This window comes from Sinosporangium album, assembly GCF_900100605.1.
Lineage (GTDB): Bacteria > Actinomycetota > Actinomycetes > Streptosporangiales > Streptosporangiaceae > Sinosporangium > Sinosporangium album.
The window spans coordinates 1-24,222 of record NZ_FNCN01000038.1; the positions used below are offsets into that span (position 1 = coordinate 1).

Below are 24,222 nucleotides of genomic sequence, written 5' to 3' on the forward strand. Positions count from 1 at the left end.
AGGTGCAGGTCTCGCAGATCGTCTCGTAGCGGCAGCCGATCTCCGCAGGGCGGGTGCAGTACCCGTTGCCCAGCAGTCTGCGGGAGGTTTCGAGCTGAAGGCGTTGCATGTTCGGCCCGGCGGCGTCTGCGGGTAGCGCGGGTGCGCAGTCGTAGAGTGCCTCGACCTGCTTGGTGACGGCGAAGTACTCCTCGGCGACGGTCCGGTCGGAGATTCTCGCGTAGGTCATGGTCATGGACATGGATCTGTGGCCGAGCAATACGGCGATGGCCTCCAGGCTCATCCCGCGGTTGATCGCCTGAGTGGCCAAAGTGTGCCTGAGCTGGTGCGGGGTGACATGTCCCAGCTCGGCGGCGGTTGCCGCCCTGCGGACGGCGGAGTCGACGCGGGTCTGCGGGATCAGCCGTCCAAGCTCAGTGAACATCAGCCTGCCCGGCTGGTCCGCGCGGTGCTCGAGCCACTGACCAAGGAGAGTCTTCACCCGTGGGTGCAGCGGGATGTACCGGTCGGTGCGGAGCTTGCCGACCGGGACGTGCAGCCACTCCCCGTCACCGATCCGGACGATCGCGGTGGTGGTGAGGCGGAGAAACTCCCCCTTGCGCAGACCGGTGCGGGCCAGAACCTCGACGCAGACCCGGTCGAACAGGTCCGGCAGCCGCCTCGCGGCGGTCAGTAGCTTGACGGCGGCCTCGTCCTCCAGGAAACGGGGCAGCGGACGATCCCGGAGCGGGATGTCCCCGGCGAAGACAGGGGTGCGGTCAGGGACGTCGTCATACCCCCACTCGATGATCCGGTCGAAGAAGCCGCGCAGATGGCCGATGCGCATCCCGATCGTGGTCTTGGCCGGGGTGCGGCTGCCCCGATAGCCGGGCCGGGCCTGCATCCAGGCCTTGAACCCCTCGATACGGGTTCGCCGGATCAGCATCGCGGTGGTGACCTCGCGATGATGATCGGCCAGGTAGGTGGCCAGGTGGCGCAGGGTGGTGTCGATGAGTTTCACGCTGCCGGGCCGCATGCTGATCGCGAGCTGGGCGAGGTATCGGCGCATCGTTCTCACCAGGACCGGGGCGTGATTCTCAAGGTGCGACCAGTGGCCGGGCCGGCCTCGGTCGCCGACCTGTTTCCCGCCGGGCGCCTCCAGGATGCCCGAGGCGGCCAGGGTGGCCCGGAGTCCGTGCACCGGTGTGGTCAGGGTGCTGGGGACCTTGCCACGCTGGACTCTGACGACTTCGGCGAGCCGGTCGCGGGCTTGTCCGAAGTACGGTTCGGTCAGTTGCCCGGCCGGGCGTCCGGCGACCGCGGCGAGCTTGGCCAGCACCGCCCACTGCCGTCCGATCTGCTGATCGCCCCAGCCCAGCCGGTAGGCCGTCGCGGAGAACAGCATCGCGAAGTCGGGGTCGACATCGGCGAGCCGATACCCCCAACCGGCGTTGGCCACGGCAACGTAGCCGGCATCGGCCGGCGTCGCGGTGGCCAGCGCGAGCCGGACCGCGAAACCGCGAACCCCCGATGGCGCCTCAAGGCGACGGGCGAGCGGCGCCTTCAGCCAACCTCCCAGGTCACCGAACAGATCAGTGAACTGCCCGGCGATCCGGATCCGGTGCTTGCGCGCGTGGAGGGTGGCGCCGTCGTTGATGAACGCCTCGACCGCTTCCGGTACTGAGAGAACGACGGCGGCGCCCTTGGGTGTGGGTGCCGCTGCAGGCGCCTTCATCGCTCCCCGCCCTGGGGGAGGTCGGCCTCGAGTGCGTCCATTGCCTTGTGGTACTCCTTGGCCGGCCATGAATCGGCCAGGTGCAGGTAGATGCGGGTCGATTCGATGGAGCAGTGCCCGGCTTGGGCCTGGACCGCTTCGAGCGCCATCCCCGCCTCTCGCAGCCGGGTCAGGCAGGTGCGCCGCAGCATGTGGCAGGTGGCCCGTTCCAGCCCGGCTCGCCGCCGGGCACCCCGCAATATCTCATCGATTCCGGCGGCGGTGAGCGGCCGGCCGCGGCTGGGGCCCTTGAGGACGACGAACACCTGGCTGGTGTCGCTCTTGGGCCGCTCCTGCTCGAGGTAGGTCGTCAGGGTGGTGAAGAACCGTCCGGCCACGGGCACGATCCGCTGGTGTCCGCCCTTGCCTTCGGCGATGAGCAACCGGCGGTCGACCGCCTGGACATCCTCCAGCCGCAGCCCCAGGACCTCGCAGCGGCGCAAGCCTCCCAGGAGCATCGCCTCGGCCATGGCCCGATCACGCGCCGTGCGCAGCGCCGCCAGCAGCGCAACGGCCTCCGCCGGGGCCAGGACCCGAGGCAGCGTCCGTGGCGTTCGGATCAGCGGGAGACGTCCGCTCCGCCTCCCACGGTCGTTCGGGCTGCGCGTCAACGGTCCCGAGGGCACCGGGCTCGTCTTCACCACGCCCCGCGCGATCAGGTAACCGAACAGGCCTGACAACGTCGCCAGCCGACGGCGGATCGTCCGCGCCGACAGCCCCGCCTCGCCGTCGGCCAGACGGACCACGTTTCCCCCGTTGAGGGGAGAACGCTGCGCGACGATGAACTCCAGCACGTCCGCAGTGGTCACCTCGGCCGGTTGTTCACCGACGAACCCGAAAAACACTTTCAGGTCGAACCCGGCTGCCAGCACCGAATTCGGACGGCAACGGCCTGCGACAAAGCGCAGATAGTCATCCAGAAGGTCATGACCGAGCCGGACCTCGACCCCCGACTCGCCCAGCGCTCGCCGCTCCAGACACGGCACCCATCCCGACATGCGAAATCCCCCCGCCCCCTGGCCGGCCGCTGCTTGATCAAAGCCTTCCCGGAACCGGTTCGGGATCACCTGCATATCGTGGCGCTCTTGGAATCTCTCTCCGAGAGTGCGGACTCCGACGCCAAGCGCAAGAGATAATCGATAAGGCGTTCGCCGAACTGGAACCCGTCACCAGCACGAAATTCGCATGCGACACCCTGGGGAAATCACGCTCCACCCTGCACCGGCACCGCAATCCCCGCCCCCGGCCCCCCGGCCCGCACCGGCCGCCGGCACCGCACCCCGCGCAACTGTCCCCGCAGGAGCGCCGGGCCGTGATCGAGGCGCTCAACTCCGAGCGGTTCTGGGACAAGGCCCCGGCCCAGGTCTGGGCCGCCCTGCTGGACGAGGGCGTCTACCTGTGCAGTGTCCGCACCATGTACCGGCTCCTGGCCGGGGCCGGGCAGACCGGTGACCGGCGCGGACAGGCCGCCCACCCCCCGCGCGTCCGCCCCGAGCTCGTGGCCGACGGCCCCGACCAGGTGTGGACCTGGGACATCACACGTCTGAAAGGACCGGTGAAAGGCGTCTACTTCGACCTGTACGCGATGCTGGACATCTTCTCCCGCCGCGTTGTCCACTGGGAGGTCCGCCCGACCGAGAACGGCGAACTCGCCAAGCGGTTCATCCAGGGAGCGGTCAAAGCCAACGGCGGCGCGGCGCCCCGTACGATCCACGCCGACCGGGGCACCTCCATGACCTCCAAAACCGTCGCGCAGCTCCTCGCCGACATGAATATCGAGCAGTCCCACTCCCGGCCGCGGGTGTCCAACGACAACCCCTACTCCGAGGCGAACTTCAAAACACTCAAATACTGCCCCGCCTTCCCGGAGCGCTTCGGATCGATTCAGCACGCCCGCCAGTTCTGCGAGGAGTTCTTCCAGTACTACAACCACGAGCATTACCATTCCGGGATCGGCCTGCACACGCCGGCGTCGGTTCATTTCGGTACCGCGGGGCGGATCCGGGACGAGCGGGCCCGTGTGCTCGCCGAGGCCTACGCCCGGCATCCTGAGCGGTTCCGCCGCCGGCCCGAGCCGCCGCCGCTGCCTGCGAGGGCATGGATCAACGAACCCCGCCCCGCGAGCATCGAGACCACGGAGGATATGCAGCCGAGTTATGCAGCATGACGTGTGTCATCCGGATTGACAGCTACCGCCGGGGGTGCCAGACAGCGAGCGGTTGGCTGCGCACCTGGCCCGCATCGAGGCGGTCAAGACCTACCGCGCCCGAGTGGAGCCCGAGGAGCAGCAGGTACGGCAGGACGTGCTCGCCTTCGTCGGCCTCGACGTGACCGCGCCAGTTGACCCGCTGGAGCCGGTCAAGACCATGATCCGCCTTGACCCTGCTCGGGTTGAGGCGCGCCGCCTGGCGGTGGCCTGGTACCGCGACAACCGGGAGGCGCCACTCGTGCCGTCGTACCAGACGAAGCCGCCAGCCACGTCGTGGGCTGTGGCCGGTGGATGAGCTGAACCGGCTCACGCTCGCGCTGACGGAGCTGCGCGCCCTGGTCGAGGTCGGGTTCGAGAGGACGAACGGCAGCACCGCGCTGATCTTGCAGCGGTTGGACCAGGTGGACAACCGGCATGCCGAGCTCGCGCAGCGCGTCGAGCAAGACCGTGCCGCCGCCGATGCGCGGTACATCGCGCTGGAGGCCCGCGTGGACACGGTCGAGCGGGAAGCGGTGACCCGGACGCAGCTCACCGAGCGCACCAAGCAAATCATCGCCGTCGTCGGCTTGCTGGTGACGGTCGCGGGCGCGGTGATCGCGCTGATCCAGCTCACACGCGGCTGACCAGTCGTTTTCGATTGACGAACCCGAGGGGGTCACCATGCCATGGCTTACGCAGCTCGCTGACGTTGCCCGCCGGACAGGCTTTCCAGTTACCGAGGTCGGCGGATGGAAGAGTCGTGGGCACGGGCCGCAGCCTTCCGTCGAGGGCGTGGTCTGTCACCACACCGCCGGATGGAATGACCGGCACATCGTGGTCAACGGCAGGCCGGGCCTGAACGGGCCGCTCAGCCACATCTGGCTGCAGCACACTGGCCGGATCTGGGTCGTCGCCGCAGGTCGCTGCTGGCACAACGCGCCGAGCACCAGTCCGCACCACATGAACAGCACGTCGATCGGCATCGAAGCCGAGAACGACGGTCGCACGCCGTGGCCCGATGCGCAGATCGACGCCTACGAAGCGCTGTGCGCGGAGCTGTGCCGGGAGTTCGACCTGCCGACCTCGCGAGTGAAGCCGCACAGGGAGGTCAACTCCGACAAGCCTGACCCGCACTCCATCAACATGAACCATTTCCGGGAGCGTGTGGCCGCGCTGATCAAGAGTCCCGGAACCCCGCCTAAGCAGGAGGACGTCATGCCCGAGGTGATCTCTCTGGGGGCTGGTGAGGACCAGGATCTCCCGGCCGGAGGTGAGCTGGCGGTGCGCTGGCATGTCGAGTACGCGGACGACCCGCCCGCGCACGGTGCAGACGGTGTCGCGGTCCTGGCCAAGGACTCACGCTGGTGCCTCGTGGATGGCCTGGTCAAGGTACGGGGCCTGAAGCCGGGCGCGGAGATCGACGTGGCGTGGTCAAGGTACTCCCGGGACGGCAAGACGTTCGAGGACGATGCCTGGCGGCTGTCGTTCCGCGCGGACGTCAATGGCCGGGTGGAGGAGAGCATCGGCGGCCAGTTCAGCCTCAACGCCAAGAACCAGCTTCGGCTCAGGGTGATCAACCCGACCGACGCCGCGGCGGTCGTCGAGAAGGTGTCGATGGCCAAGATCAGCATGTTCGCCCGCTAATTGCGGTTCCGCTTTTGACAGGAGGCATGTTCATGTCCACCCCCACCGAGACCGCGCCGACGATCGGCCGGATCGTTCACTACAAGCTGTCCGGCCACGACGTCTCCATGATCGACCTGGAGTCGATGCAGTCGTTCGGCGGCCAGGGCGTCATCCGCTCTCCCGCGAAGCTCGGCGATGTCCTTCCGGCGATCATCACGCGAACCTACGAGGGTTCCGGGACTGCCGTGAACCTCCAGGTGTTCCTCGACGGCAACCACAGCTACTGGGCCACGTCGCGCTCGCAGGGCACCGACCACGGCCAGTGGTCGTGGCCGCCCCGCGCCTGACCCACTCTCAAACCGTCCCGCCGCAGCGGGCTGTCCCGAAGGAGGGGCACATGCACGCAGATCCTCAGGTCACCTACTCGAAGCCGCCCATCGAGACCAAGGTCAAGGCGATGGGCCTGGTCTCGTACCTCGCTGGCGTCGCCGGAATGGCGGCGCTGCAGGCGCTCGCCGACGACCCCAGCATGATCGCCTTCCTTCCCGACTGGATCGAAGCGATCACGCTGCCGCTGGTGCCGACCGCACTGACGGCCCTGGCCGGATGGAAGGCCCGGCACACCCCGCGGCCTGACCTTCCAGGCGATCAACGGTAGCGTCTGCCATCACGAGCGCGCCCCATTCCTCCCTATATAGGGGGAATGGGGCGCTTTTTGTGTTTTCAGGGCTAAGCGCAGGCTCTCAGCATGGGGGAGGGGAGTCGAGCCGCATGGCTTCGGTCAAGACGTCTGTCGCGATCTTCGTCGAACGAATCAGCACGTCCAGCAGTGGCTCCGGCAGTTCACCAGTCCCCAGGCCGGCAGAGGCCACCAGACCAGTCAACGCTTGCCGATGCGTCGCGGACAAGGGATGGCCACCTGTGAGCACATCGCGAGCGGCGTAACCATCGCCAGACTCGACCACCTCCTCGGCCACCCGGGCGTGCACGCGGTCAGCCGCTCCGGAGGCCGTGCTGCTCACGAGCGTGGCTACGGTCAGCCCGAGCCGGGCGCGGAAGACCGCGAAGCCGGGCAGAGGCACACTTCCAAGGAACTGCTCGACCATCGCCGCAACGCTTCGGCCAGCCGACGCGCTGCTCCGGTCCGCGCACATCACGCTCAGGCACGAGCCGACCAGGTGCTCCCAGGGCTCGGTCAGCGTGCACTCCTCCAACACCTTCTGAGCTGCCTGAGCTTCGCCGTGCAGGCAATGGGTGATGATCTCGGCCTGTCGTCCCTCCAGCAGGTGCATGCCGACCCCGTTGTGGACCCGAGCATGGGTGACCGCCTCGTCCCAGCGGTCAGCGAGCGCCAGGACGCGGATGCCGTCCGCGAGGTACTGCAGCCAGACCCATTCGCGCAGCTTGTGATGCTCCTGCCGGGTGCCGGTGACGTTGGCCAGGGGCAGGCGGCGGCCCTCGATCACCAAGTCGGTGCCGTTCCGGGCCGCCTGGTACATGCTGTCCAGCAGTCGTAGCGCGTGCTGCCCGGCGTCGGCGCGGATCTGGAGCCGGGCGAGGTTGAGGGCGGGTTCCAGCATGTATCGCGCTTGGAGCACAGTGAGCGGGTGATCGGCCTCACGGTAGACGTTGATGTGCTGCCAGCACAGCTCACGGGCCAAGTCCGGCAGGCCGCAGTCGCTCGCCAGCAGCGCGGCCTTGTTCAGTGCGTGCGCCCCCTCGTGCAGCGGGTCCACGTCGGGGCGCGCGGCGGTGTCGGCGATGCCGGCGATCTCCTGGACACGCTCCGGAAGCGAAGGGCAGGCGGGCCGGGCGCGGCCGACGAGCGGGAAGCGGCGTACGGCGGCACGCAGTATGGAATCCATGATCAAGACTCGGGAAGGAAGGCGGCCGTGACCGCGCGGGAGAGGATGCCTTGCGTGGTGGCCGACAGGCCGAGCCGGTTCCAGTGGAAGATCACGACGTGGGTGAGGAGGGCCCGTAACCCACGGTTGAGACGGCCTTCGGCAGCGGCGCGGCCGAGTTGGTTGCCGGCGGTCTGCCAGGCGGTGAGCCACGGCGCGGCGAACGCGGCGGGCCCACCGGGCTCGAACGGTTGGGTGTCGGCTTGGGCGGGGATGGCCAGCAGCGTGCGCACGTTGGTGGTCAGCGCTTCGAGGCGGCCGGTGTCGGCGGTGGCAGGTGCTGGTCGTAGCCCAGTCACGCGGGCGAACACGTCGCCGCGCTCGAACCAGTCCAGGCCAGCCGCCTGGAGCAGGGCGTTGATCAGCATGATGGACAGTTCACGGCGGCCGAGGCCGGGGGTGTCCTGACGGGCGAACTCCAGCACGCCGATGCTGTCGGCGCAGAACAGATCGTGCGCAGCCTGCATCCCGTCCGGTCCGCCGAATGCGGCGGTTTCCGGCTCGTAAATGGTCGGCCACCAGCGGGTGAGCGCCCCCGCTGCGCTCAGCTCATCGAGCACCTGATCAACGGCGGGAACGTCGGCCTCCCGCAGACGCAGCCGCCAGCCAGGAGGCTTGCGCAGGAACCACCAGCCGTTGACAGCCCCGCGCGCCTGAAGCTGTTCCAGACGGGGCCCGAGGTGGCGGGCGCCGATCTCCTCGGCGGTGTCCCAGTCGGGAAACTGGACGCGTAGCTGATACCAGCCGGTCTCGGCGCGGCGTTCGAGCGCCGCGAGCCCCGCGGCCTGGAAGGCGATGGCGGCCTCGTCGAGGTCAACCGGGTCCACACCGGTATCGGTGGCCACCGTGTCGAGATCTCCCCCTGCAAGAAAGGCGAGGACACCAGCGGCGAGCTGGTGCGGAGCCGTGGTCGTCAGGTGATGAGGAGGCATGCGTCCCATCCCGAAAGTGGAGGAGCGGCGTGCCGCGCGGTTTCCAGGACCAGCCCAACCCCGGCGGCTCCATCCGGCAGCCCTCCAGGATCGTCCTGTCCGTCAGCCGCACGCTGAGCGAGCGCGGCGGCGAGCGCGGGGAGTCGTTGACCGATTGCAGCATTGGCGGCGTCGCCGGCGGCCCGGAACGCGGTCTGATAGACCCCGGCCATGCCGTGGCACACCCCCGGCCCTGTGATCTTGCTGAGTTGCTGGTCGGTCAGGCACTCAGCCATGGCCTTCTCAGCGATCCCACGATGGACGGGGTCGCACGTTGCCAGGGCGGCGAGTTGTAGTGCGCGCGCGATCCCGGCCGCCCCGTAGCACCAGGACGGCCACCCTGGCCCCTGCTGGGTGGTGCTGCCGGTTCGCATCTCGTCGCGGGTGAGCCACTGAGGCCACCACGACCCTTCCGCCGAGGACTGCCTCCATCGGTCGAACCAGCGGCACAGCCCGTGGAGGGCGTCGATCTGTCCCGGAACCTCGCAGCCACGCAGCGCGGCCAGGGACAGCAGGGCGAGCGGCCCGGCCGCACCGTGCGCGAGGCCAAGATTGACGTGCCCGCCAGGCGTTGGGATCAGCGGGTCGGGATCGTGATCGACCCACCAGCCCGGCAGCTCTTGCCCGTCGATGCGGCGTGGTTTGATCAGCCGGACCATATAGTCGAGGACGTCGGCGAGCAGGTCGCTGCCGGGTGCTCGTAGGAGCAGCAGTGCGCCGATCCCGGTCAGCCCTCGGAAGAGGTCGAATTCGGCGAACGAGGCGGGGAGGCGTCGTCTCATCCGTTCCGTCGCGGTGGCCAGACGTCGCTGGGCCAGGCGTGTGACGTGCTTGTCCAGGGCGCGGGCCGCCGCCTGGTAGCGGGCATCGCGGCTCGTGCCGGCGGCGTGCAGGATGAACGCGACGGCGGGTGCCCCGTAGTAGAGGCTGGCGTGCGGTGCGCCGTCGATCGGCCCGTTCGCGACCTGCTTGATGTGGGTGTGAGCGGTTGCCCAGTCTCCAGTGCCGGTCAGGGCTCGCTCGATGTGCAGGAGCGCGGTCGCGGCGGACCCCTTGGCCAGTGATTGCCGCTCCACGTCGTGCGGGGTTAGCTGCACCGGTTCACTTGTCTTGCCGCTCACTAAGCACCTGCCAAGGCGAGACGGCGCATTGCGGCCGCGCGGGTGAGGCGGATCGTCACCTTCTCGAACTCGGGATCGACGCCGAGGGCTCGCACGTGGTGATCATGCAGCAGGGTCCGCAGAACTGTGGCGGGCGCGCGCTGCTGAGCGAGGGTGTGATGGTAGTCGGCCAGCGCCGCATCGCGAGCCTGCCAGGCGGCGGCGACGGCTTCGCCGTCCGGCAGAGCGCGTACGGCCTGGTAATCGCCGGTGGGATCGCTCCAGTCGAGCGCCTGGCCGCGCAGCGCCCGATCCAGCGGCCCGGTCTGCTGCTCCAGCTGGCGGACCAGTGTCCGATACCCGATGAGGCGGTCAGGGGCGAACGCGGCGGCCAGGTGCGCCATGGACGCGGCGGCCAGCGCCTGGCCGGGCAATCCGGTGCTGGTGGCCATCGTGATCTGCGTGATGGCCGCTCGGGTGTCGGCCGCGAACACCTGCTCGGCCGCCGCAAGAGCCGCGCCTTCGCCATACCGGCCGGGCTGTTCGCGGTAGGTGGTCAAGGTGAGGTGCGCGGGCAGTCCACGCGCCTCCAGGTGGGCGGCGAGCGCGGCCAGGCGGGCCGCTACCGGCCCGTACTGACTGGAATCAGCCAGGCGCAGGAACACGGCGAGGTGCTGGTCGGCGTCGAGCCGGATCATGTCCCGGTGACGGCGCACCCACCAGCAGGTGACCAGGTCGGCGACCTCGGAGATGAGGGCGGGCAGGTGGTGGGTGAGAATGCCGTCGAATCGCGCCGGATTGCCCACCAGGTGGGCGCACAGCACCGTGGCGTCGCCCGGCCGGAGAGCAAGACCCGGGGCTGTGGTGATCGGCAGATGGCGCGGCGGCGAGTCGATCGCGGTCAGCGGGATCAGCAGTTCGGCCGGTCGGCCGATCCAGCCGCCCCCCTCCGGCAGGTGATCCTCTTGCAGCTCAACCCGCCCGGCTCGCCCCAGCCGTGTCCGAAGGACGGCGCGGTCCAGCGGCTGATCGAGGTCGAGCGGGAGACGGAGGTCCTCGTGGCACAGCAGGACGCGCGCCGGTGCTCGCGTCTGGTGTCGCCACGCCTGCAGGGCGGCGTCCCAGTCCTGGCCGACGCTGGGTTGCAGGTCGGCGGGGGTGAGGAGCCAGCGGGCGGCGGCCAGGATGGTGCGCCGGTAGCGGATGCGTGGCAGATACGGCAGGGTGCGCGCGGCACCGTAGTTGAACGGCCCGTAGATCGCGCTGCGAGCGTCGGCGACCTCGGCGAGGAAGCGGGCCAGCGGCGGCGTCTGCACGACGGTGTCCAACGCGTGCCCGACCCGAGGGACGACGAGCCGACCAGTGGAGGACTGCACCAGGTGCAGGTGAGCGGCATCAGCGGTGACCGACAGGTCCCCGACGTCGATCGCGCCGTTGCCGGGGTGCTCGCCCAGGTGCACGAGCTCGGGGACGAGCGGCGGGACGCGCGTGACGTTCTCGTTGTGGGAGCGGCGGGGTGGGAAGGACAACTGCACCGCGACGGCGCCGTCGCAATGCCTGTGGGACGCGGCCAGCCGCGCCTGCTCGTCCTCATCCAGCAGGTGGGCGAATCGTCCGGCCATGCTGGTGCAGGCCCGAGGCGTGGCAACGACGCGCAGGCCGAACTCACCGCGGCTGATCGCCTCGGTCGAGGTGGCATGCAGGGCGACACCGATCTCCACACGCTGTGGCGTCACGACGGTGTCGTGGTCGCCTATCGTCAGGGCGGTGACGTCGGCGTCGATAAGGGTGATCTCGTCGGCTCCGGTCATGGTGGCTTTCTGGATGAGGGTCAGCAGGTGGGCATCCCGCTCGGTGAGCGTGCGCCAGGTGGGCCGGGCACGGGGAGCGCCGAGGTAACCGGCGGGGAAGCCAAGCCCAGAATCGGCCACCAGCTCTTTCACCGGAACGAGGACACCAGGGCCATAGCGAGCCAGGAAACGGGCGTGGTAGTCCATCCAGGCGGTGCGGCCGAACGGCTCGGTGGACAGCCGCAGCAGGACGGTGGCGGCGTGTGCGGCCTCTTGCAGTACCGGTTCCGGGATGGTGATCCTCGCGTCGAGGGCCACGTCGATGGCCAGGCCCATGGCCGGTCGAGAACCGGAGGCGAGCGCCGCCATGTGCGTGCTGATCGTGGCGCGGATCGCGGCGGCCCGTTCGGGGGCGGCGACAGCGTTGTGGCGGGCCAGCAGATCGCGGAGGTGTTCGAGGTCGCGCAGCAGCGCCGAGACGTCGGCCAGGTCCTCACCATCAGCGTCGTGCAGGACATCGAGCAGATGCGACAGCGGGTCAGCGGCCGTCATCGGCGGACGCAGGTTCGTGATCAGGATGTGCTGGTCCACCAGCGTGTGCAGCAGCGCGAGGATCTTCTCCGCAGGAGTTTCCGGGAAGCGTCCGGCCAGTTGGGTGGCGAGCTGGTCGAACCGGATCGGTGCTGTGGCCAAGGCCAGCACGAGCCGCATGGGCCGGGTCAGGCGTACCGACACCTCGTGTCCGGAGCCGGGGGCGTGGGTGTCGCCCCGTGCCCGGGTGGCCACGATGAAGCGGCCGTCGCGGATGACGCCGAGGCTGTTGGCGATCACCGTCAGATGCGGGCGCAGGCGCTGATGCTGCTCGATCTGGTCTATGAGGCGGGTGATCCAGTCGGCGTCCACTCGGGCGAACGCCTGGTGCCGGGTGCCGATGTCGGCATGTGCGGGCCCGATGTCGGCTGTGGCAACTCCGGCGAACAGCCCAAACGGAGTCGGGCGGCGCTGCCAGCGCAGCAGGTAGGTGACGGTAGACAGGATGGCGCGGCGCACGTCGCTGGCCGAGACCGTGGCAGAGGTGATCAGGGCGTTGATGCGAGTGGCCAGCGCAGGACTGGCGATCAGGAGGGCCTCGTGGACGTCGCCGCGCGCCCATGCCTTCGCCAGCCAGGCTCGGCCTTCCTGTAGGAAGGCGGCGGGATCGCCCAGATCCAGATCAAGATGTTCGGGTAGTTCGAGGTCGCCCGGGTCGGTGCTCGCTCGCACCACCACGAGGCCGGTGTGCTGGTAGCGCGGGGGAACGCTTACCATGATCCCCTCTCCTTGGTCGATCGGGAACCGCGCCGCCGACGCCCAAGACGTCGCTGGACGTCGGCGGCAGAGAGTGATTCAGGACGGGTCGTTGGAACTGGTGCTACATGCGCTAGTGCTGCAGGTGGTGCCGCATCCGTCGTCTGTGGCGCACATCATGGTCACCAGCGGCGTGGTCGCCTCCACAACGCGCATGTCCAGCTCGAACTCCTCGTCGGCCACGCCGTCCGCCAGGTTCTGGATGTCGGTGGCGTCGAGGGTCAGCGATGGGGTCATCGGATCACACTCCTCACATTGGGTTGGGTGTAAGGCGTCCTGACTGAGCGGCTGGTCAGCCGGTGGGCCAGGAGATCGTGACAAGACCGTGGGCCTTGTTGAAGGTTGCTGTGCCGTCCGGCAGGTGGGTGGGGGCGTTGCTGCCGGTCGGCCAGTAGGCGAACATCGGCTCTGGCCGGTTCCGGGCCCGCGCGTCCCACGCCTGAATCTGCTCGACCATCGCGGCCGCGGCCTCCTGGCCGTGCGGCCCGTACGCGCGTGCCCCGAATTCCACACCCGCGCCCTCCAGCGCGGGCCGCACCGACAGGTAGGCGAAGGAGTCGCCGTGCACGCCGGCGAACGGGAACCACGTTTTGCGCTCCTGCGCCAGCTCGGTTCCCTCCTGCGCGGCGAGCCTGCAGAAACCCGGCAGGAAGCCAGCGAACCAAAGGTACAGGTCGGCGAATGACACGCCGTTCTTGATGGTGACCCCGGACCATACTTCGCTGCGTTCGGTGGCCAGGACACCGTCCAGCAGGCCCGGGTCGTCGGGCGTCCCGTCGTCGAATCGCAGCGTGACCATGTGGCCGTTCGGGTCCGGCAGTCGAAGTTCCCGGTCGATGTGCTCCCCGGCGCCCTGCATCGGGACGAATCCGCAGACCACGGTGGATGTGCTGGCCAAGTGGTCGTTGACGCGGCGAAACGCGATGGAGCGGCTGATGCCGTTCATCCGCAACGGCACCACCAGCGTGCCGCCCTCAGCCAACTGACGCAGCCAGGCTGAAGCCAGGTCCCACGCGCCGACCGTCACGATGATCGCGTTGAACTTCTCGAACCCGGGAATCTCGTGCTCGGCGTCGATCGTGAGCACCGTGACGCGGTCGCCGTACCCGGTGGCTTCCAGGAGCGTCGTGGCGCGGTCGGTCACCTCCGGGTCGATGTCCACGGAGACGACGCGGCCGTTCGGCCCGACGATCTCGGCGATCATCGCCGCGTTTACGCCCCCTGAACCGATCTCCAGCACCGTCATACCCGACTTCAGCTCGGCCTGTTCCAGCATCGCGGTCTGGATGTATGTCGCGCTGACGGAGGAGACAGCCACGCCGTGCTCGTCCCGCTTGGTCACCACCGCGCTGTCGAGCTGGTAGGTCACTTCCAGCGGGGTGTCGGCGGGGACGAAGGCATGCCGCGGCACTGCGCGGAACGCTGCTTCGACCGGGGCCGAGGTGATGAACCCGGCGTCCTTGAGCTCGCCCGCGAGCTTGGCCCTCAATTCAGCGGCCCGCGTCTCGTCGGTGGCCTTGCCGTTCACAGATGATCTCCTCGTTGTCTGTCTACTGGTCGGGTTTCACGGAGGGGCGGTGTAGCGCGGGTTCACGCTGGCCATGGCCGATCATCGCTGTCCACTGGACACGCCGGGACAGCCCACGTACCCCCGCGCAGTGCGACACGTCTCGCGGGGGTCCTCGCGCCGCCGAACAGCGGGCTCTCCGCGCTCGTTTGTTCACCCGAGCACTTCCTGTAGGAAACCGGGCGGTACGTGGACGATCTTGGGAGGGTGGGCGGGGATGGCCTCGGCCACCGTCTGGAGCAGCACGTGATCGACATCGAGGATGCGGCGCCATACCTCGCGCGCGCTGTTGGTCTCGATCGGTGTGTGGAGGGCGTGGTCGTAGGCCGGGTAGGCGGTGAAGACCCGGCGGTACGGCTCCCACATCACGCACCAGCGGTCAGCGCACCAGCGTTGTACGTCCTGCGCCAATTTGTGGGCCGTCTCATCGCTCAGCTTGTCCGTGGTGACCGTCATGCTGCACCTCGGGCAGGGGCCTCGGCATGGCCGAACCGGGCGACGGCGGCTACGAAGTGGGCCCGGCCGACGTCTCTCGACACCGCGATGTGAGGCCGCCATGTGGAAGCCTCGACCAGGCCCGGTTCAAGGAGCTCCAGACCGTTGAGGAACATCTTCTGGATGACATCCCGAGGCCGTGGGTAGATGTCGGCTGTCCGCTTGTAGTCAGCGATCATCCGCTTCAGTTCCTCCGGGCTGAGGAGGTCGCTTCGGGCGTGCGAGAAGATCAGGTAGCCGAAGGTGAAGTGGGCCATGTAGCGGCGCAGGATGCCGCCAGGGTCTTCGGCGGCAGGCTTGAAGTGTGCGAGCGCCGTGGCGATGATCCCGATGGGCTGGCTAGGGTCGAGCAGACCGGCCTCTTGGTGACCGAGGACCTCGTCCACGTTCCACGCGTCTTCCTCGATGACACCGGTTGCGCCGGGGACGTCGAGAAAGACGCGCCCATGGACTGTCACGTGCTTGTCATTGTCCACATAGACGACGCGGGCGCCCTCGTGGTGGCGGACGACCGTGGCGTGCGTTGTCTCGTAGCCTTCTGGCGGCAGCCCGCATCCGAGATTCAGCCATTGGTGGATCCCTGCTGCGGCGACCACTTCGGTGGCGCGGGTGACGAACTCCAGGTTCGCCATGGCGGCCTCGGGGAGCTTGGGCGCGGTCTCCTGCAGCTTGTCCAGCACATTCCGGTCAGGCAGCAGATTGTCCTTGCCGCCCGTGGCGGCGTTGTAGACGCGGGCGATCGACGGTGTGGAGAAGTCGTAGCGGCCTTCATCTGGCGTGTCTTGGGAAGCAACCCTGGCGGTGCTCATGAGACTCGCCCTTCGGGACAACGCTGGGTTCGGATGGCTCTACGCTTCTGCATGGGTCAGGACCTCGATTCCTGATCAAGGCCCCGGAATTCCCCCCGGTGTTCGTCGCGCCGGGGGCCGGGGCCGCCTTCTGTGGCGAGGGCGCTGCTAGAAGCAGCCCTTAGGGATAGCGTTGTCAGCACCGCTGGTCAGGGTCTAGGCCTGGGCTGTCCGCAGGGCGTCCGCGAGTTTGCGGACACCACCGTGCGGACACGGTAAGGAGCACCGCGTGGGCATTGAAACGTTCGGTGAGGCGCTTCGACGTCTACGCGCCGGAATGTCACTCCGCGAGCTGGCTCGTGTAGCTCACTGCAGCAAGAGCTACATCGCCGATCTTGAAAGCGGACGACGATCACCGACTATGGCGGTCGCCACGGCACTCGACAAGGCTCTCAGGGCGAACGGCCAACTCGTGGCCCTGGCTGACCGCAGACAGCGCGCCGTTGTCTGGCCGGTGGCAAGCATGGAGGCACTACCACCTGCTGAGGGGGTCATGACGGACCCTCGTCGCTACGTGGGTGGGTCCGTGGTGGAGGAACTACGCCTCCAGCTCGACGCGAGCAAGGCGGAAGATGGCGCTCTCGGACCATCAGCGGCTCTGCCCAGAGTGCAGGCCGTGATCGCGATCATGCAGCACTCCGTTCGCGAAGTTCGCCCTCAGGTTCGACGGCAACTGCTGGCCGTGGGAGCGGAGGCCGCGGAGTTCATCGGCTGGCTGTACCGCGATCTACGGGATTTGCCTACGGCAACGTACTGGTACGACCGGGCGGTCGAGTGGGCGCAAGAAGCCGACGACGGCCCCATGCAAGGCTACGTGTTGCTACGCAAATCCCAACTCGCTTATGACCGGCAGGACGCTTTGAAGGTGTTGACGCTGGCGGAAGCGGCGCAGCACAGCAGCACGCGGCTTCCGGCTGGGGTGCGGGCAGAAGTGCTGCAGCAGCAGGCGTTGGGCCTGGCCATGATGGGGGAGCCGGTGCGCGAGGTCGAGGTGAAGCTCGACGAAGCACGCGGACTGCTGTCCGGCGTGTCGGAGGAGGAGCCGGGGACACTTGGCAGTTCCTTCACGGAGCACATGCTGTTGTTGCGCAGCAGCGCGTGCTTCACCGAGGCGGGCAAGCCCGCCAGGGCGGCCGAGATCCTTGAGTCGATCATCGCTGGCGGCAGCCTGTCATATCGCGACGTCGGCTACTTCCAGGCCCGTCACGCGGCCGCGCTGGCCCTGATCGGCGAACCCGATCAGGCGGCCACCCTGGGGCTCGCAGCGGCGCGCGTTGCGCGGGCCACTCGTTCGCGGCGGACGATCACGGTCTTGGGCGACGTGGTGGAGTCGATGGGCCGCTGGCAGCGTCGGCCGCAGGTGCGCGCCCTGCAGGACTTCTTAGCTGATTGTCCTGCCGCGTAGGCGTCCGTCCCGCAGCCATTCGGCGACCGTCCGGATCACCGCGGCCTGCCATGCCTGGCTTTGAGGGTTGTGATATTGCGGATCGTCGTGGACGGCGAAGGTGTGCTGTGCGCCTTCGACCTCGACCAGGTCGCACGGGGCGGTGAACTGGGGCACGGCCGCTCGGGAGGACTCGATCGGCACGAGGGTGTCCTTGGTGCCGTGCACGATCAGGGTCGGGGCCTTGATGGAACCGAGGATGGTGTGCGGCTGCAGCCAGAAGACTTCGTTGAGGAGTGGCCGGCCGTGGCGCAGGGTGGGGGTGAAGGTGATGGATCCCTGCTCGGTGAGCTGGCGGGCGACGTCTTCGTCCAGGTAATCGTCGTGCCAGTAGGGGCGGCTGTCGATGGTGCGCTTCTTGTAGTTGAGCTGGGGGTTGAGCAGTACCAGCCGGGACACTTCGTCGGGCCGATGGGCGGCGTAGTAGCCGCAGACGCCGCCGCCGAAGCTCGTGCCGAGCAGGCTGAGTCTCGTGGCCTTGGTCGTCTCGCGGAGCTGCTGCAGCGCGGCGCGGATGTCGTTGAGGATGGTCGAGAGGGTCAGTTCTTCTTGTCTGCCTTCGCTCTCGCCGTGGCCGCGCAGGTCGAAGCGGAGGGATGCCAAGCCGTGGTCGCCCAGTCCGTGAGCCATCCGGGTGAAGAAGCCGCTTTCGTGACGCGTCACTCCGCCGCCGTGGACCAGGACGACGGCGTACTCTGGCGGTCCGTCTGGTGCGACGAGCGTTCCGGCGAGCTGTTGGCCGTCGAGGGTCCGGAAGGTGATCTCATGCTCTGTTGAAGTCACCTTCAGCAGCATAGGCACGGCCTTGGACCGGTGGAAGCATTCGCGATGGCTCCTGGACGGAGGCGCAGTTCAGGGTGACGTGGGCGGGAGCCGCTGGTCCACGATGTGGATCCGCTGTGGGTTGATGAGGCGGCGTAGCAAATGGAGGGGCTGGCCGGTGTCGTCGTAGGCGATGCGCGTGATGTCGAGCAGCGGGCTGCCACGGCTGACTCGGAGTTGTGATGCTTCCTTCGGATCCGCTAGGTGGATCTGGGTGTGGATGTCCAGTACGTCGGACGACGGGTCTGCGCTGGACGCTTTGGCCTCAGGCTCCTCTGTGGCGAGGTACCACTGATCGAGGCACACGATCTGGTCATCAACTACGCCATGTCCCTCGAAGTAGAGCACCGGGTGGTCGGGGCCGAGGCGTAGGCTCTCCAAGATCTCTCCGGGCGGGAGGACGGTTTGCGGGGCCTGCTCGATCAGGCGACCTGTGGTCCCCGCCGACATGCACGCGTTCATGAACACGATGGGCTCGTTGCGCCGCTCGACGGCCATGGGAATCTCGATGACGGCGGGCGGTCGCTGTACGATCATGCCCTTATTGGCGGCGCGCCGGACCCGGCCCTCAGCTTTTAGTTCTCGCATGGCGCTGGTGATGACGTGCCTGCTGCAGCCGTACTCCCGCATCAGTTCTTCGGTGTGGGGGAGTGGCTCGCCTGCCGGATAGGTGCCGTCGAGGATCTTGGTCCGGAGGTCGTTTAGGACCTCGGGAAACCTCGCGACGGGCACGGGCGGGCTCCTTCGTTGGGCTGCTCTGGCTGGCGTTGATCGTAGTACGGCGGCGCGATCGGTGCTTCTCACCTGCGGGCTTGACAGTGATCGTCGGGCGATGCAGCATGACTCTCGCAATTCTGTTTACTAGTAAACACGAAATCGCGAAGTATGAAAAAGCGGCCCTCCGCTTCCACCGGAAAGGCCGCTCAGCTACAAGCCCATGCGGGCCCCAGCCCAGATCTTCCACATCCGGGCGGGGCCCTTGAGCACCAGGTCTCTCAACCCTCGTGAAAGGAACCGAGACCCGATGTCCAGCCACATCGTGGCATCGCCGTTCGGCGTTGTCACATCCGACGCCACCTCTGACCTCGACGGGGTCCTCCTGACCCGCGCCGCCAAGTGCCGCCAGCCCGGCATCGACCCCGAATACGCCCAGCGGCTCTGCTCCGGCTGCCCCTTCACCGGCCTCGACGGCGAGTGCGTGAACCGTGCGCGGAAGATGCCGTTCGACAACTGGGGCATCATCGGCGGCACCACCCCCACGCAGCGCCGCCTCCTCGGCATCGGCACCTACGAGGTGGCGGCGTGAGACTACTCGCCCCCAACCCCGAGCGTGAGCGCGCCCGGCTCGAAGCGGAGCAGTTCCGCATCGAGCAGGAGCGTCTCCGCGACGAGGCGCGTCGCCTGCGCGAGATCGAGGAGGCCGAGCACCGTGCCACCCTCTCCGAGCGGGCGGGCGAGCTGGCCGAGCAGGAGCAGACCCGCATCGTCGCCGAGGCCGAGGCCGAGCGCACCCGCGCGAAGTGGCGGAAGCGGCGCGAGGTCTGGGCCGAGCGGACGCGGGCGGCCAGCCGGCTGGCCGTCATGTCGATCACCAACCTGGGCGTGAACGGCGTCGCCGTCTCTGGGCAGGCGATGTCGTTCATGCAGCGTGGGCTCCCGCCGCTGTGGGCCGTGCTCGCGGCCGGGATCGTCGAGTCGGTCGCCGTGTACGTGTCCTGGCACGCGCACGTCGCGCTCCGCGAGGGCGACGCGGCCTGGGCCACCCGCATGTGGTCGTACCTGGTCGGCGCGGGTGCCGGGTACCTGTCGTACACGCACGTGCAGGACTACCCCGAGCTGTTCGCGGCCTGCTCGCTCGCCTCGCCGTGGCTGTGGTCGATGCACTCCCGGCACCTGCACCGAAAGGACTTGCGGGAGAAGGGGTTGATCGACCCCCGCGTGCCGAAGTTCAGCGCGCTGCGCTGGCTGCTGCACACCAAGGAGACGTTCGCAGCCTTCAAGTGGGCGGTCAGCGAGGGTGTCCAGAGCCCGCACATCGCGGTCGAGGTGGTGCGCTCCCGCCGCGCCGTCCGGATGACGTGGCGGACGGTGGACCAGGCACAGGCGGCAGTCGTCGCGGCGCAGCGGACGCAGTTGGAGCTTGCGCTGACACAGCTCGCCGCCCTGTCGGAGGAGCTGCACAGCGTGGACCCGGACGCGCAGGCGGCCAAGCAGACGATCGCGCGGTTCGTGAACCGGGTCGGCGGCGGCATGTTCCCGATGTACCGTCCGCTGCCCGCCGGCGAGCTTCGTCCGGCGGACGAGCGGACGGATGAGGTGCGGACGGACGGCGGGCGGAAGCCGGACGGAGGGTGGCGCTGGGCCTGGCTCGTGCGCGGACGGACGGCGGACGAGAAGCGGACGGACGAGACAGACGAGCCGCAGACGGACGACGGACCAGAAGCGGACGGACAGCGCGGACGAGAAGCGGACAGGCGACAGACGGACGGCGGACGACGAGTCCGCGCGGAAGCGGACGGACGGCACGGACGGAAAGTCTCGTCCGGGCGGACGGTCCGGCAAGAAGCGGACGGACGGACGCCGTCCGTCCACGCGGACGAACGGCGGACGGACGGAGCGGACAGGCGGACGGACCGCAGGTCCCGCCGACCTTGCGGATGTGCTTCCTCTTGGACAGGCGATCCTCGCCCAGCACCAGCGGACGCGGCTGACGCGCGACCGCCTCGCGGCCGGGGTCAAGTCGGCCGGACAAACGATCAGCAATGAGCGCGCCAGCGCGCTGCTGAAGGTCCTGCAGACGGACGGGACGTCCGCCACAGACGGTGCAGACGGGACCGACTCATCCACGCAGACGGAACAGATGGCGGACGGCGGACCGGCCGGGGCGGAAGAAGCGGACGAGAGCGGTTCGTCCACCGACGACGACAGGGGAGTGAACTGATGACGACCAGCCGGACGAACCAGGCGACCGAGTGGTCCTGCTACATCCCGATGTGGGACGAGGCCACCGAGGAGTTCCACAACGCATGGATTACCTACCGGACGGACGACCCGTACTTCGTCCTCCTGGAGATCGAAGATTGGCCCGCCCCGGTGGCAGTGCCCCGCGTCGTCCTCCTGGAGATCGAAGATTGGCCCGCCCCGGTGGCAGTGCCCCGCGTCGTCCTGCTGGATGGCCTGAGCGGGCGGGCCGAGTGCCTGTCGAAGCCGGACCGCACCGCGCTGCGGGTTGAGCCGTCCTCGGACAGCAGGTATCTGCTGCTCGGGGTCACCCAAGGAAACCTGTCTCTGGCGGTGTTCCGCGCGCCCGCTGACGTGCTCGCCCGGCACATGGCTGGCATGCACGAGCTGGTGCCGGAGGGAGAGGAGATGGCCCACATCGACTGGGACGCCGTGATCGCCAACCTCATGCTGGCGTGACGGATCGTGACCGGACGCCAGGCGGTGTTCGCCGCCGAGCAGAGCCGCAGACCGCCGCCGCGGGGCGACCCAACGCGCGCAGGTGTACGTGCGCGCACGTGCGCGAGATCGTACCACGGCCCCGTCAGTCGTAACCGTCCGTGACGATCGGGAGGAGTCACGTGCCCACCAAGCCGACCCGCCGCGAGGCCCGCAAGACGCGCTTTCACGCCCGGATTGAGGGCGCTGAGAGATGGCTAATTGCGCTACCGCTATCAGCAGTTGGCGGTCGGCACGGTGCTGGAGGAATTGGAGCGGCACGGGGCGGGAGTAGCTGGCATCTCGCTGACGGCCGTCGCGCTGTGGGGGCTGGCGACCGCGACGTGGGGTGTGGTCGGTGGCAGTGCGCTCGTGCTGTCGGCCGCCGTGGTTCTCGTGCTCGGCAGGGCTCTACGGGCCGACTAGCAGTGAGTGCGATACCGGGAGGCCGACGTGCGAGCATGGGAGGACGCGCAGTACACACACCAGGGGGCCGCCTGAGTCCCCTCACGTGCAGAAACGGCCCGGCATCGCGATTCGATGCCGGGCCGTTCTGTTCGGTCTCTGTTCGGTCAGAGGACGAGAAACGACGGGAAACAACAAGCAAGGATGAGAACGTTTTTCCAGCTCAGCGGCCGTTTCTAGGAAGATCACCGAGGTAGGAAAACCCCGCTGTCACACGTCGTAGTAGAGCTCGAACTCGTGCGGGTGGGGGCGGAGGCGGATGGGGTCGACCTCGTTCTCGCGCTTGTAGGAGATCCAGGTCTCGATGAGGTCCTGGGTGAACACGCCGCCTTCGAGGAGGTAGTCGTGGTCGGCCTCCAGGTTGTCGAGGACCTTGTCGAGGGAGGCGGGGACCTGCGGGACGAGGCGGGCCTCCTCCGGAGGCAGCTCGTAGAGGTCCTTGTCCATGGGCTCCGGCGGCTCGATCTTGTTGCGGATGCCGTCGAGGCCGGCCATGAGCATGGCGGCGAAGGCGAAGTACGGGTTGCAGGACGGGTCGGGAACCCGGAACTCGACGCGCTTGGCCTTGGGGTTGGACCCGGTGATCGGGATCCGGACGCAGGCCGAGCGGTTGCGCTGGGAGTAGACCAGGTTGACGGGGGCCTCGTAGCCGGGCACCAGGCGGTGGTAGGAGTTGACCGTCGGGTTGGTGAAGGCCAGCAGCGACGGGGCGTGCTTGAGCAGGCCGCCGATGTAGTAGCGGGCGTAGTCGGACAGGCCCGCGTAGCCGACCTCGTCGTAGAAGAGCGGCTCGCCGTCCTTCCAGAGCGACATGTGGCAGTGCATGCCGGAGCCGTTGTCACCGAAGATCGGCTTGGGCATGAAGGTCACGGTGTGGCCGAACTCCATCGCCGTGCTCTTGATGATGTACTTGAAGAGCATCAGCCGGTCGGCGCTCTCCAGGAGCGTGCCGAACCGGAAGTTGATCTCGGCCTGGCCGGCGGTGCCCACCTCGTGGTGCTGCATCTCGACGGGGATGCCGGCCTCGATGCAGCGGCGGGTCATCTCCGAGCGCAGGTCGGTGAAGTGGTCCATCGGCGGCACCGGGAAGTAGCCGCCCTTGTAACGCGGCTTGTAGCCGAGGTTGCCGCCTTCTTGGGCCTTGCCGGTGTTCCAGGCGCCCTCGATGGAGTCGATGTAGAAGAAGCTGGAGTGCGCGTTGGTCTGGAAGCGCACGTCGTCGAAGATGTAGAACTCCGCCTCGGGGCCGACGTAGACCGTGTCGGCGATGCCGGTGCCCTTGAGGTATTCCTCGGCCTTGCGCGCGACGTTGCGGGGGTCGCGGCTGTAGGCCTCGCCGGTGAGCGGGTCGTGCACGAAGAAGTTGATGTTCAGCGTCTTGTGCGTGCGGAACGGGTCGAGCACCGCGGAGGTGGGGTCGGGCAGCAGCAGCATGTCCGACTCGTGGATGGCCTGGAACCCGCGGATGGACGAACCGTCGAACATAAGGCCGTCGGTGAAGACGCTGCGGGTGAAGTTCTCCACGGGGTAGGTGAAGTGGTGCGTCGTCCCCGGCAGGTCCGTGAACCTGATATCGACGAACTGCACCCCTTCGTCCCCGATGAACTTCAGGACGTCGTCGGCGGAGTTGAACACTTCGAAACCTCCCAAAGGGCACGGCATGCGCTGAGCCTTCTTCACGCGGCAGCGGCTGGGTCCGGTTCCGGGGTCCGGCCGAACCGGGCGGTCCGCCTGCCGGCGGCTGACACGAAGAACACTCGCTCTCGACCGTAGGCGCGGGCCGTTTCCACCCCATGTCCCGTTTGTTTCACGCGTGTTAAGGGGAACCGGTCCTACGTTAACCCGCGTTACGGCGTGCCCTGGTCGCCCGTGAGGGGCACAGTACTCACTTTTGACCTGCGGCGAGTCAAATAACGGTACGGCTTGCGCCAGGCCGGGCGGCGCCCGGCCCACGGCCCTGGCCGGATACCTTTGTTTCATGAGCAAGCAGCGCCCATGGACGCAGACGTGGATCGGCGGTGTGCGGTCCGCAGGGGTCGACCTCGGATATCCCGGTCAGCGCCTCGGCCTTCCCGAAGAAGGCCCCGATTCGGTGGCCGGGTTCGGCCGCAGGCTCGCCGCACTGATGATCGACTGGTTGATCTGCACCTGGGCCATCGCGCAGGGCCTGCTCGGGATGAGCTCGGTCGACGCGGCGTGGGTGGGGCTGCTGGTGTTCGCCGTGGAGAACGTGCTGCTCGTGGGCACGATAGGCATGACGTTCGGGATGCGGCTGATGAACATCCGGGTCGCGACGCTCGACCGGGGCCGCCCCCGCTGGGTGCCGACGATCGCGCGCACGGTCCTGCTGTGCCTGGCGGTCCCCGCGGTCATGCTCGACCGCGACCGCCGCGGCATCCACGACCGCGTCTCGGCCACCGTCGTCGTCAGGACCTGACGCTCCTCCAGACCTGACCGCCGGCGG

At 68.3% G+C, this 24,222-nt stretch carries 25 protein-coding genes; 12 read left to right on the forward strand and 13 right to left on the reverse strand.

The features are described 5' to 3' along the window. A partial coding sequence (locus tag BLQ73_RS26400) for a tyrosine-type recombinase/integrase (RefSeq protein WP_093174516.1) occupies nucleotides 1–1,714 on the reverse strand: 1,714 nt, incomplete at its 3' end. Beyond that, a complete protein-coding gene (locus tag BLQ73_RS26405; protein WP_218126028.1) occupies nucleotides 1,711–2,826 on the reverse strand; it encodes a tyrosine-type recombinase/integrase in 1,116 nt (371 codons plus the stop codon). The genes BLQ73_RS26400 and BLQ73_RS26405, both read right to left, overlap by 4 nt. 59 nt (nucleotides 2,827–2,885) lie before the next feature. Here BLQ73_RS26405 and BLQ73_RS26410 point away from each other — a divergent pair, with 59 nt between their 5' ends. The 6 genes from BLQ73_RS26410 to BLQ73_RS26435 all read left to right on the forward strand — a co-directional run bounded on the left by BLQ73_RS26410 (nucleotide 2,886) and on the right by BLQ73_RS26435 (nucleotide 6,225). Then, a complete protein-coding gene (locus BLQ73_RS26410; protein WP_093174520.1) occupies nucleotides 2,886–3,920 on the forward strand; it encodes an IS3 family transposase in 1,035 nt (344 codons plus the stop codon). 52 nt (nucleotides 3,921–3,972) lie between these two features. Continuing rightward, a complete protein-coding gene (locus BLQ73_RS26415) occupies nucleotides 3,973–4,257 on the forward strand; it encodes a hypothetical protein (RefSeq protein WP_143020452.1) in 285 nt (94 codons plus the stop codon). Further along, nucleotides 4,250–4,585, forward strand: coding sequence for a hypothetical protein (locus tag BLQ73_RS26420; RefSeq protein ID WP_093174524.1), 336 nt, complete (start codon nucleotides 4,250–4,252; stop codon nucleotides 4,583–4,585). The genes BLQ73_RS26415 and BLQ73_RS26420 overlap by 8 nt, the downstream gene beginning before the upstream one ends. A 148-nt stretch (nucleotides 4,586–4,733) precedes the next feature. Beyond that, a complete protein-coding gene (locus tag BLQ73_RS26425) occupies nucleotides 4,734–5,585 on the forward strand; it encodes an N-acetylmuramoyl-L-alanine amidase (protein ID WP_176955697.1) in 852 nt (283 codons plus the stop codon). Nucleotides 5,586–5,617: 32 nt separating this feature from the next. Beyond that, the gene (locus BLQ73_RS26430; protein ID WP_143020453.1) at nucleotides 5,618–5,914 is read left to right on the forward strand and encodes a hypothetical protein; all 297 of its coding nucleotides are present in this window, start codon (nucleotides 5,618–5,620) and stop codon (nucleotides 5,912–5,914) included. A gap of 50 nt (nucleotides 5,915–5,964) precedes the next feature. Continuing rightward, nucleotides 5,965–6,225, forward strand: coding sequence for a hypothetical protein (locus tag BLQ73_RS26435; protein ID WP_093174530.1), 261 nt, complete (start codon nucleotides 5,965–5,967; stop codon nucleotides 6,223–6,225). An 85-nt stretch (nucleotides 6,226–6,310) separates the two neighbouring features. Here the strand turns inward: BLQ73_RS26435 and BLQ73_RS26440 are convergent, their stop codons facing one another. The 8 genes from BLQ73_RS26440 to BLQ73_RS26475 all read right to left on the reverse strand — a co-directional run bounded on the left by BLQ73_RS26440 (nucleotide 6,311) and on the right by BLQ73_RS26475 (nucleotide 15,550). Then, nucleotides 6,311–7,432 (reverse strand): hypothetical protein, encoded by a 1,122-nt coding sequence (locus BLQ73_RS26440; protein WP_093174532.1) that lies wholly within the window; start codon nucleotides 7,430–7,432, stop codon nucleotides 6,311–6,313. A 2-nt stretch (nucleotides 7,433–7,434) separates the two neighbouring features. Next, nucleotides 7,435–8,403, reverse strand: coding sequence for a thiopeptide-type bacteriocin biosynthesis protein (locus BLQ73_RS26445; protein ID WP_093174616.1), 969 nt, complete (start codon nucleotides 8,401–8,403; stop codon nucleotides 7,435–7,437). Then, nucleotides 8,385–9,563 carry a lanthionine synthetase C family protein gene (locus BLQ73_RS26450; RefSeq protein ID WP_245691431.1) on the reverse strand — a complete coding sequence of 393 codons (1,179 nt, stop codon included), beginning with the start codon at nucleotides 9,561–9,563 and terminating at the stop codon, nucleotides 8,385–8,387. Before BLQ73_RS26450 ends, BLQ73_RS26445 begins: the two co-directional genes overlap by 19 nt. Beyond that, entirely contained in the window at nucleotides 9,563–12,640 is a 3,078-nt protein-coding gene (locus BLQ73_RS26455; protein ID WP_093174534.1) for a lantibiotic dehydratase, read from the reverse strand. Before BLQ73_RS26455 ends, BLQ73_RS26450 begins: the two co-directional genes overlap by 1 nt. Nucleotides 12,641–12,718: 78 nt before the next feature. Then, the gene (locus BLQ73_RS26460) at nucleotides 12,719–12,916 is read right to left on the reverse strand and encodes an FxLD family lanthipeptide (RefSeq protein ID WP_093174536.1); all 198 of its coding nucleotides are present in this window, start codon (nucleotides 12,914–12,916) and stop codon (nucleotides 12,719–12,721) included. A 55-nt stretch (nucleotides 12,917–12,971) separates the two neighbouring features. Further along, a complete protein-coding gene (gene fxlM, locus BLQ73_RS26465) occupies nucleotides 12,972–14,207 on the reverse strand; it encodes a methyltransferase, FxLD system (protein ID WP_093174538.1) in 1,236 nt (411 codons plus the stop codon). A gap of 192 nt (nucleotides 14,208–14,399) precedes the next feature. Then, nucleotides 14,400–14,702 carry a hypothetical protein gene (locus tag BLQ73_RS26470; RefSeq protein WP_093174540.1) on the reverse strand — a complete coding sequence of 101 codons (303 nt, stop codon included), beginning with the start codon at nucleotides 14,700–14,702 and terminating at the stop codon, nucleotides 14,400–14,402. After that, complete coding sequence (locus tag BLQ73_RS26475; protein WP_093174542.1) at nucleotides 14,699–15,550, reverse strand: SAM-dependent methyltransferase; 852 nt, start codon at nucleotides 15,548–15,550, stop codon at nucleotides 14,699–14,701. The genes BLQ73_RS26470 and BLQ73_RS26475 overlap by 4 nt, the downstream gene beginning before the upstream one ends. Before the next feature lie 268 nt (nucleotides 15,551–15,818). Here BLQ73_RS26475 and BLQ73_RS26480 point away from each other — a divergent pair, with 268 nt between their 5' ends. Continuing rightward, nucleotides 15,819–16,994: a helix-turn-helix domain-containing protein gene (locus BLQ73_RS26480; protein ID WP_143020454.1), complete on the forward strand. Its 1,176-nt coding sequence runs from the start codon at nucleotides 15,819–15,821 to the stop codon at nucleotides 16,992–16,994. Here the strand turns inward: BLQ73_RS26480 and BLQ73_RS26485 are convergent. Both BLQ73_RS26485 and BLQ73_RS26490 read right to left on the reverse strand, forming a co-directional pair. Next, nucleotides 16,971–17,816 (reverse strand): alpha/beta hydrolase, encoded by an 846-nt coding sequence (locus tag BLQ73_RS26485; RefSeq protein ID WP_245691432.1) that lies wholly within the window; start codon nucleotides 17,814–17,816, stop codon nucleotides 16,971–16,973. The genes BLQ73_RS26480 and BLQ73_RS26485 overlap by 24 nt on opposite strands. A gap of 69 nt (nucleotides 17,817–17,885) precedes the next feature. Further along, the gene (locus BLQ73_RS26490) at nucleotides 17,886–18,587 is read right to left on the reverse strand and encodes a GntR family transcriptional regulator (protein ID WP_176955698.1); all 702 of its coding nucleotides are present in this window, start codon (nucleotides 18,585–18,587) and stop codon (nucleotides 17,886–17,888) included. Between the two features lie 292 nt (nucleotides 18,588–18,879). On the opposite strand from BLQ73_RS26490, the gene BLQ73_RS26495 reads away from it, so the two are divergent. The 4 genes from BLQ73_RS26495 (at nucleotide 18,880) to BLQ73_RS26510 (ending at nucleotide 21,719) form a co-directional block, all read left to right on the forward strand. Continuing rightward, nucleotides 18,880–19,161, forward strand: coding sequence for a hypothetical protein (locus BLQ73_RS26495; RefSeq protein ID WP_093174550.1), 282 nt, complete (start codon nucleotides 18,880–18,882; stop codon nucleotides 19,159–19,161). Further along, nucleotides 19,158–20,621: a hypothetical protein gene (locus BLQ73_RS26500; RefSeq protein ID WP_093174552.1), complete on the forward strand. Its 1,464-nt coding sequence runs from the start codon at nucleotides 19,158–19,160 to the stop codon at nucleotides 20,619–20,621. The genes BLQ73_RS26495 and BLQ73_RS26500 overlap by 4 nt, the downstream gene beginning before the upstream one ends. Nucleotides 20,622–20,795: 174 nt before the next feature. Continuing rightward, a complete protein-coding gene (locus BLQ73_RS26505) occupies nucleotides 20,796–21,275 on the forward strand; it encodes a hypothetical protein (RefSeq protein ID WP_093174554.1) in 480 nt (159 codons plus the stop codon). 240 nt (nucleotides 21,276–21,515) lie between these two features. After that, entirely contained in the window at nucleotides 21,516–21,719 is a 204-nt protein-coding gene (locus BLQ73_RS26510; protein ID WP_093174556.1) for a hypothetical protein, read from the forward strand. A gap of 249 nt (nucleotides 21,720–21,968) precedes the next feature. On the opposite strand, the gene glnA is transcribed toward BLQ73_RS26510, so the two are convergent. Continuing rightward, entirely contained in the window at nucleotides 21,969–23,393 is a 1,425-nt protein-coding gene (gene glnA, locus BLQ73_RS26515; protein ID WP_093174558.1) for a type I glutamate--ammonia ligase, read from the reverse strand. 343 nt (nucleotides 23,394–23,736) lie between these two features. On the opposite strand from glnA, the gene BLQ73_RS26520 reads away from it, so the two are divergent. After that, on the forward strand, nucleotides 23,737–24,195 hold the full coding sequence (locus BLQ73_RS26520; RefSeq protein WP_093174560.1) for an RDD family protein: 459 nt from the start codon (nucleotides 23,737–23,739) through the stop codon (nucleotides 24,193–24,195). The last annotated feature ends 27 nt before the right edge of the window (nucleotides 24,196–24,222 follow it).

Coding starts and splice junctions, on each gene's coding strand:
- BLQ73_RS26405 (WP_218126028.1), bottom strand. CDS start 2,826: ATGCAGGTGATCCCGAACCGGTTCCGGGAAGGCTTTGATCAAGCAGCG.
- BLQ73_RS26430 (WP_143020453.1), top strand. CDS start 5,618: ATGTCCACCCCCACCGAGACCGCGCCGACGATCGGCCGGATCGTTCAC.
- BLQ73_RS26435 (WP_093174530.1), top strand. CDS start 5,965: ATGCACGCAGATCCTCAGGTCACCTACTCGAAGCCGCCCATCGAGACC.
- BLQ73_RS26440 (WP_093174532.1), bottom strand. CDS start 7,432: ATGGATTCCATACTGCGTGCCGCCGTACGCCGCTTCCCGCTCGTCGGC.
- BLQ73_RS26445 (WP_093174616.1), bottom strand. CDS start 8,403: ATGCCTCCTCATCACCTGACGACCACGGCTCCGCACCAGCTCGCCGCT.
- BLQ73_RS26455 (WP_093174534.1), bottom strand. CDS start 12,640: ATGGTAAGCGTTCCCCCGCGCTACCAGCACACCGGCCTCGTGGTGGTG.
- BLQ73_RS26460 (WP_093174536.1), bottom strand. CDS start 12,916: ATGACCCCATCGCTGACCCTCGACGCCACCGACATCCAGAACCTGGCG.
- BLQ73_RS26470 (WP_093174540.1), bottom strand. CDS start 14,702: ATGACGGTCACCACGGACAAGCTGAGCGATGAGACGGCCCACAAATTG.
- BLQ73_RS26475 (WP_093174542.1), bottom strand. CDS start 15,550: ATGAGCACCGCCAGGGTTGCTTCCCAAGACACGCCAGATGAAGGCCGC.
- BLQ73_RS26495 (WP_093174550.1), top strand. CDS start 18,880: ATGTCCAGCCACATCGTGGCATCGCCGTTCGGCGTTGTCACATCCGAC.
- BLQ73_RS26505 (WP_093174554.1), top strand. CDS start 20,796: ATGACGACCAGCCGGACGAACCAGGCGACCGAGTGGTCCTGCTACATC.
- BLQ73_RS26520 (WP_093174560.1), top strand. CDS start 23,737: ATGAGCAAGCAGCGCCCATGGACGCAGACGTGGATCGGCGGTGTGCGG.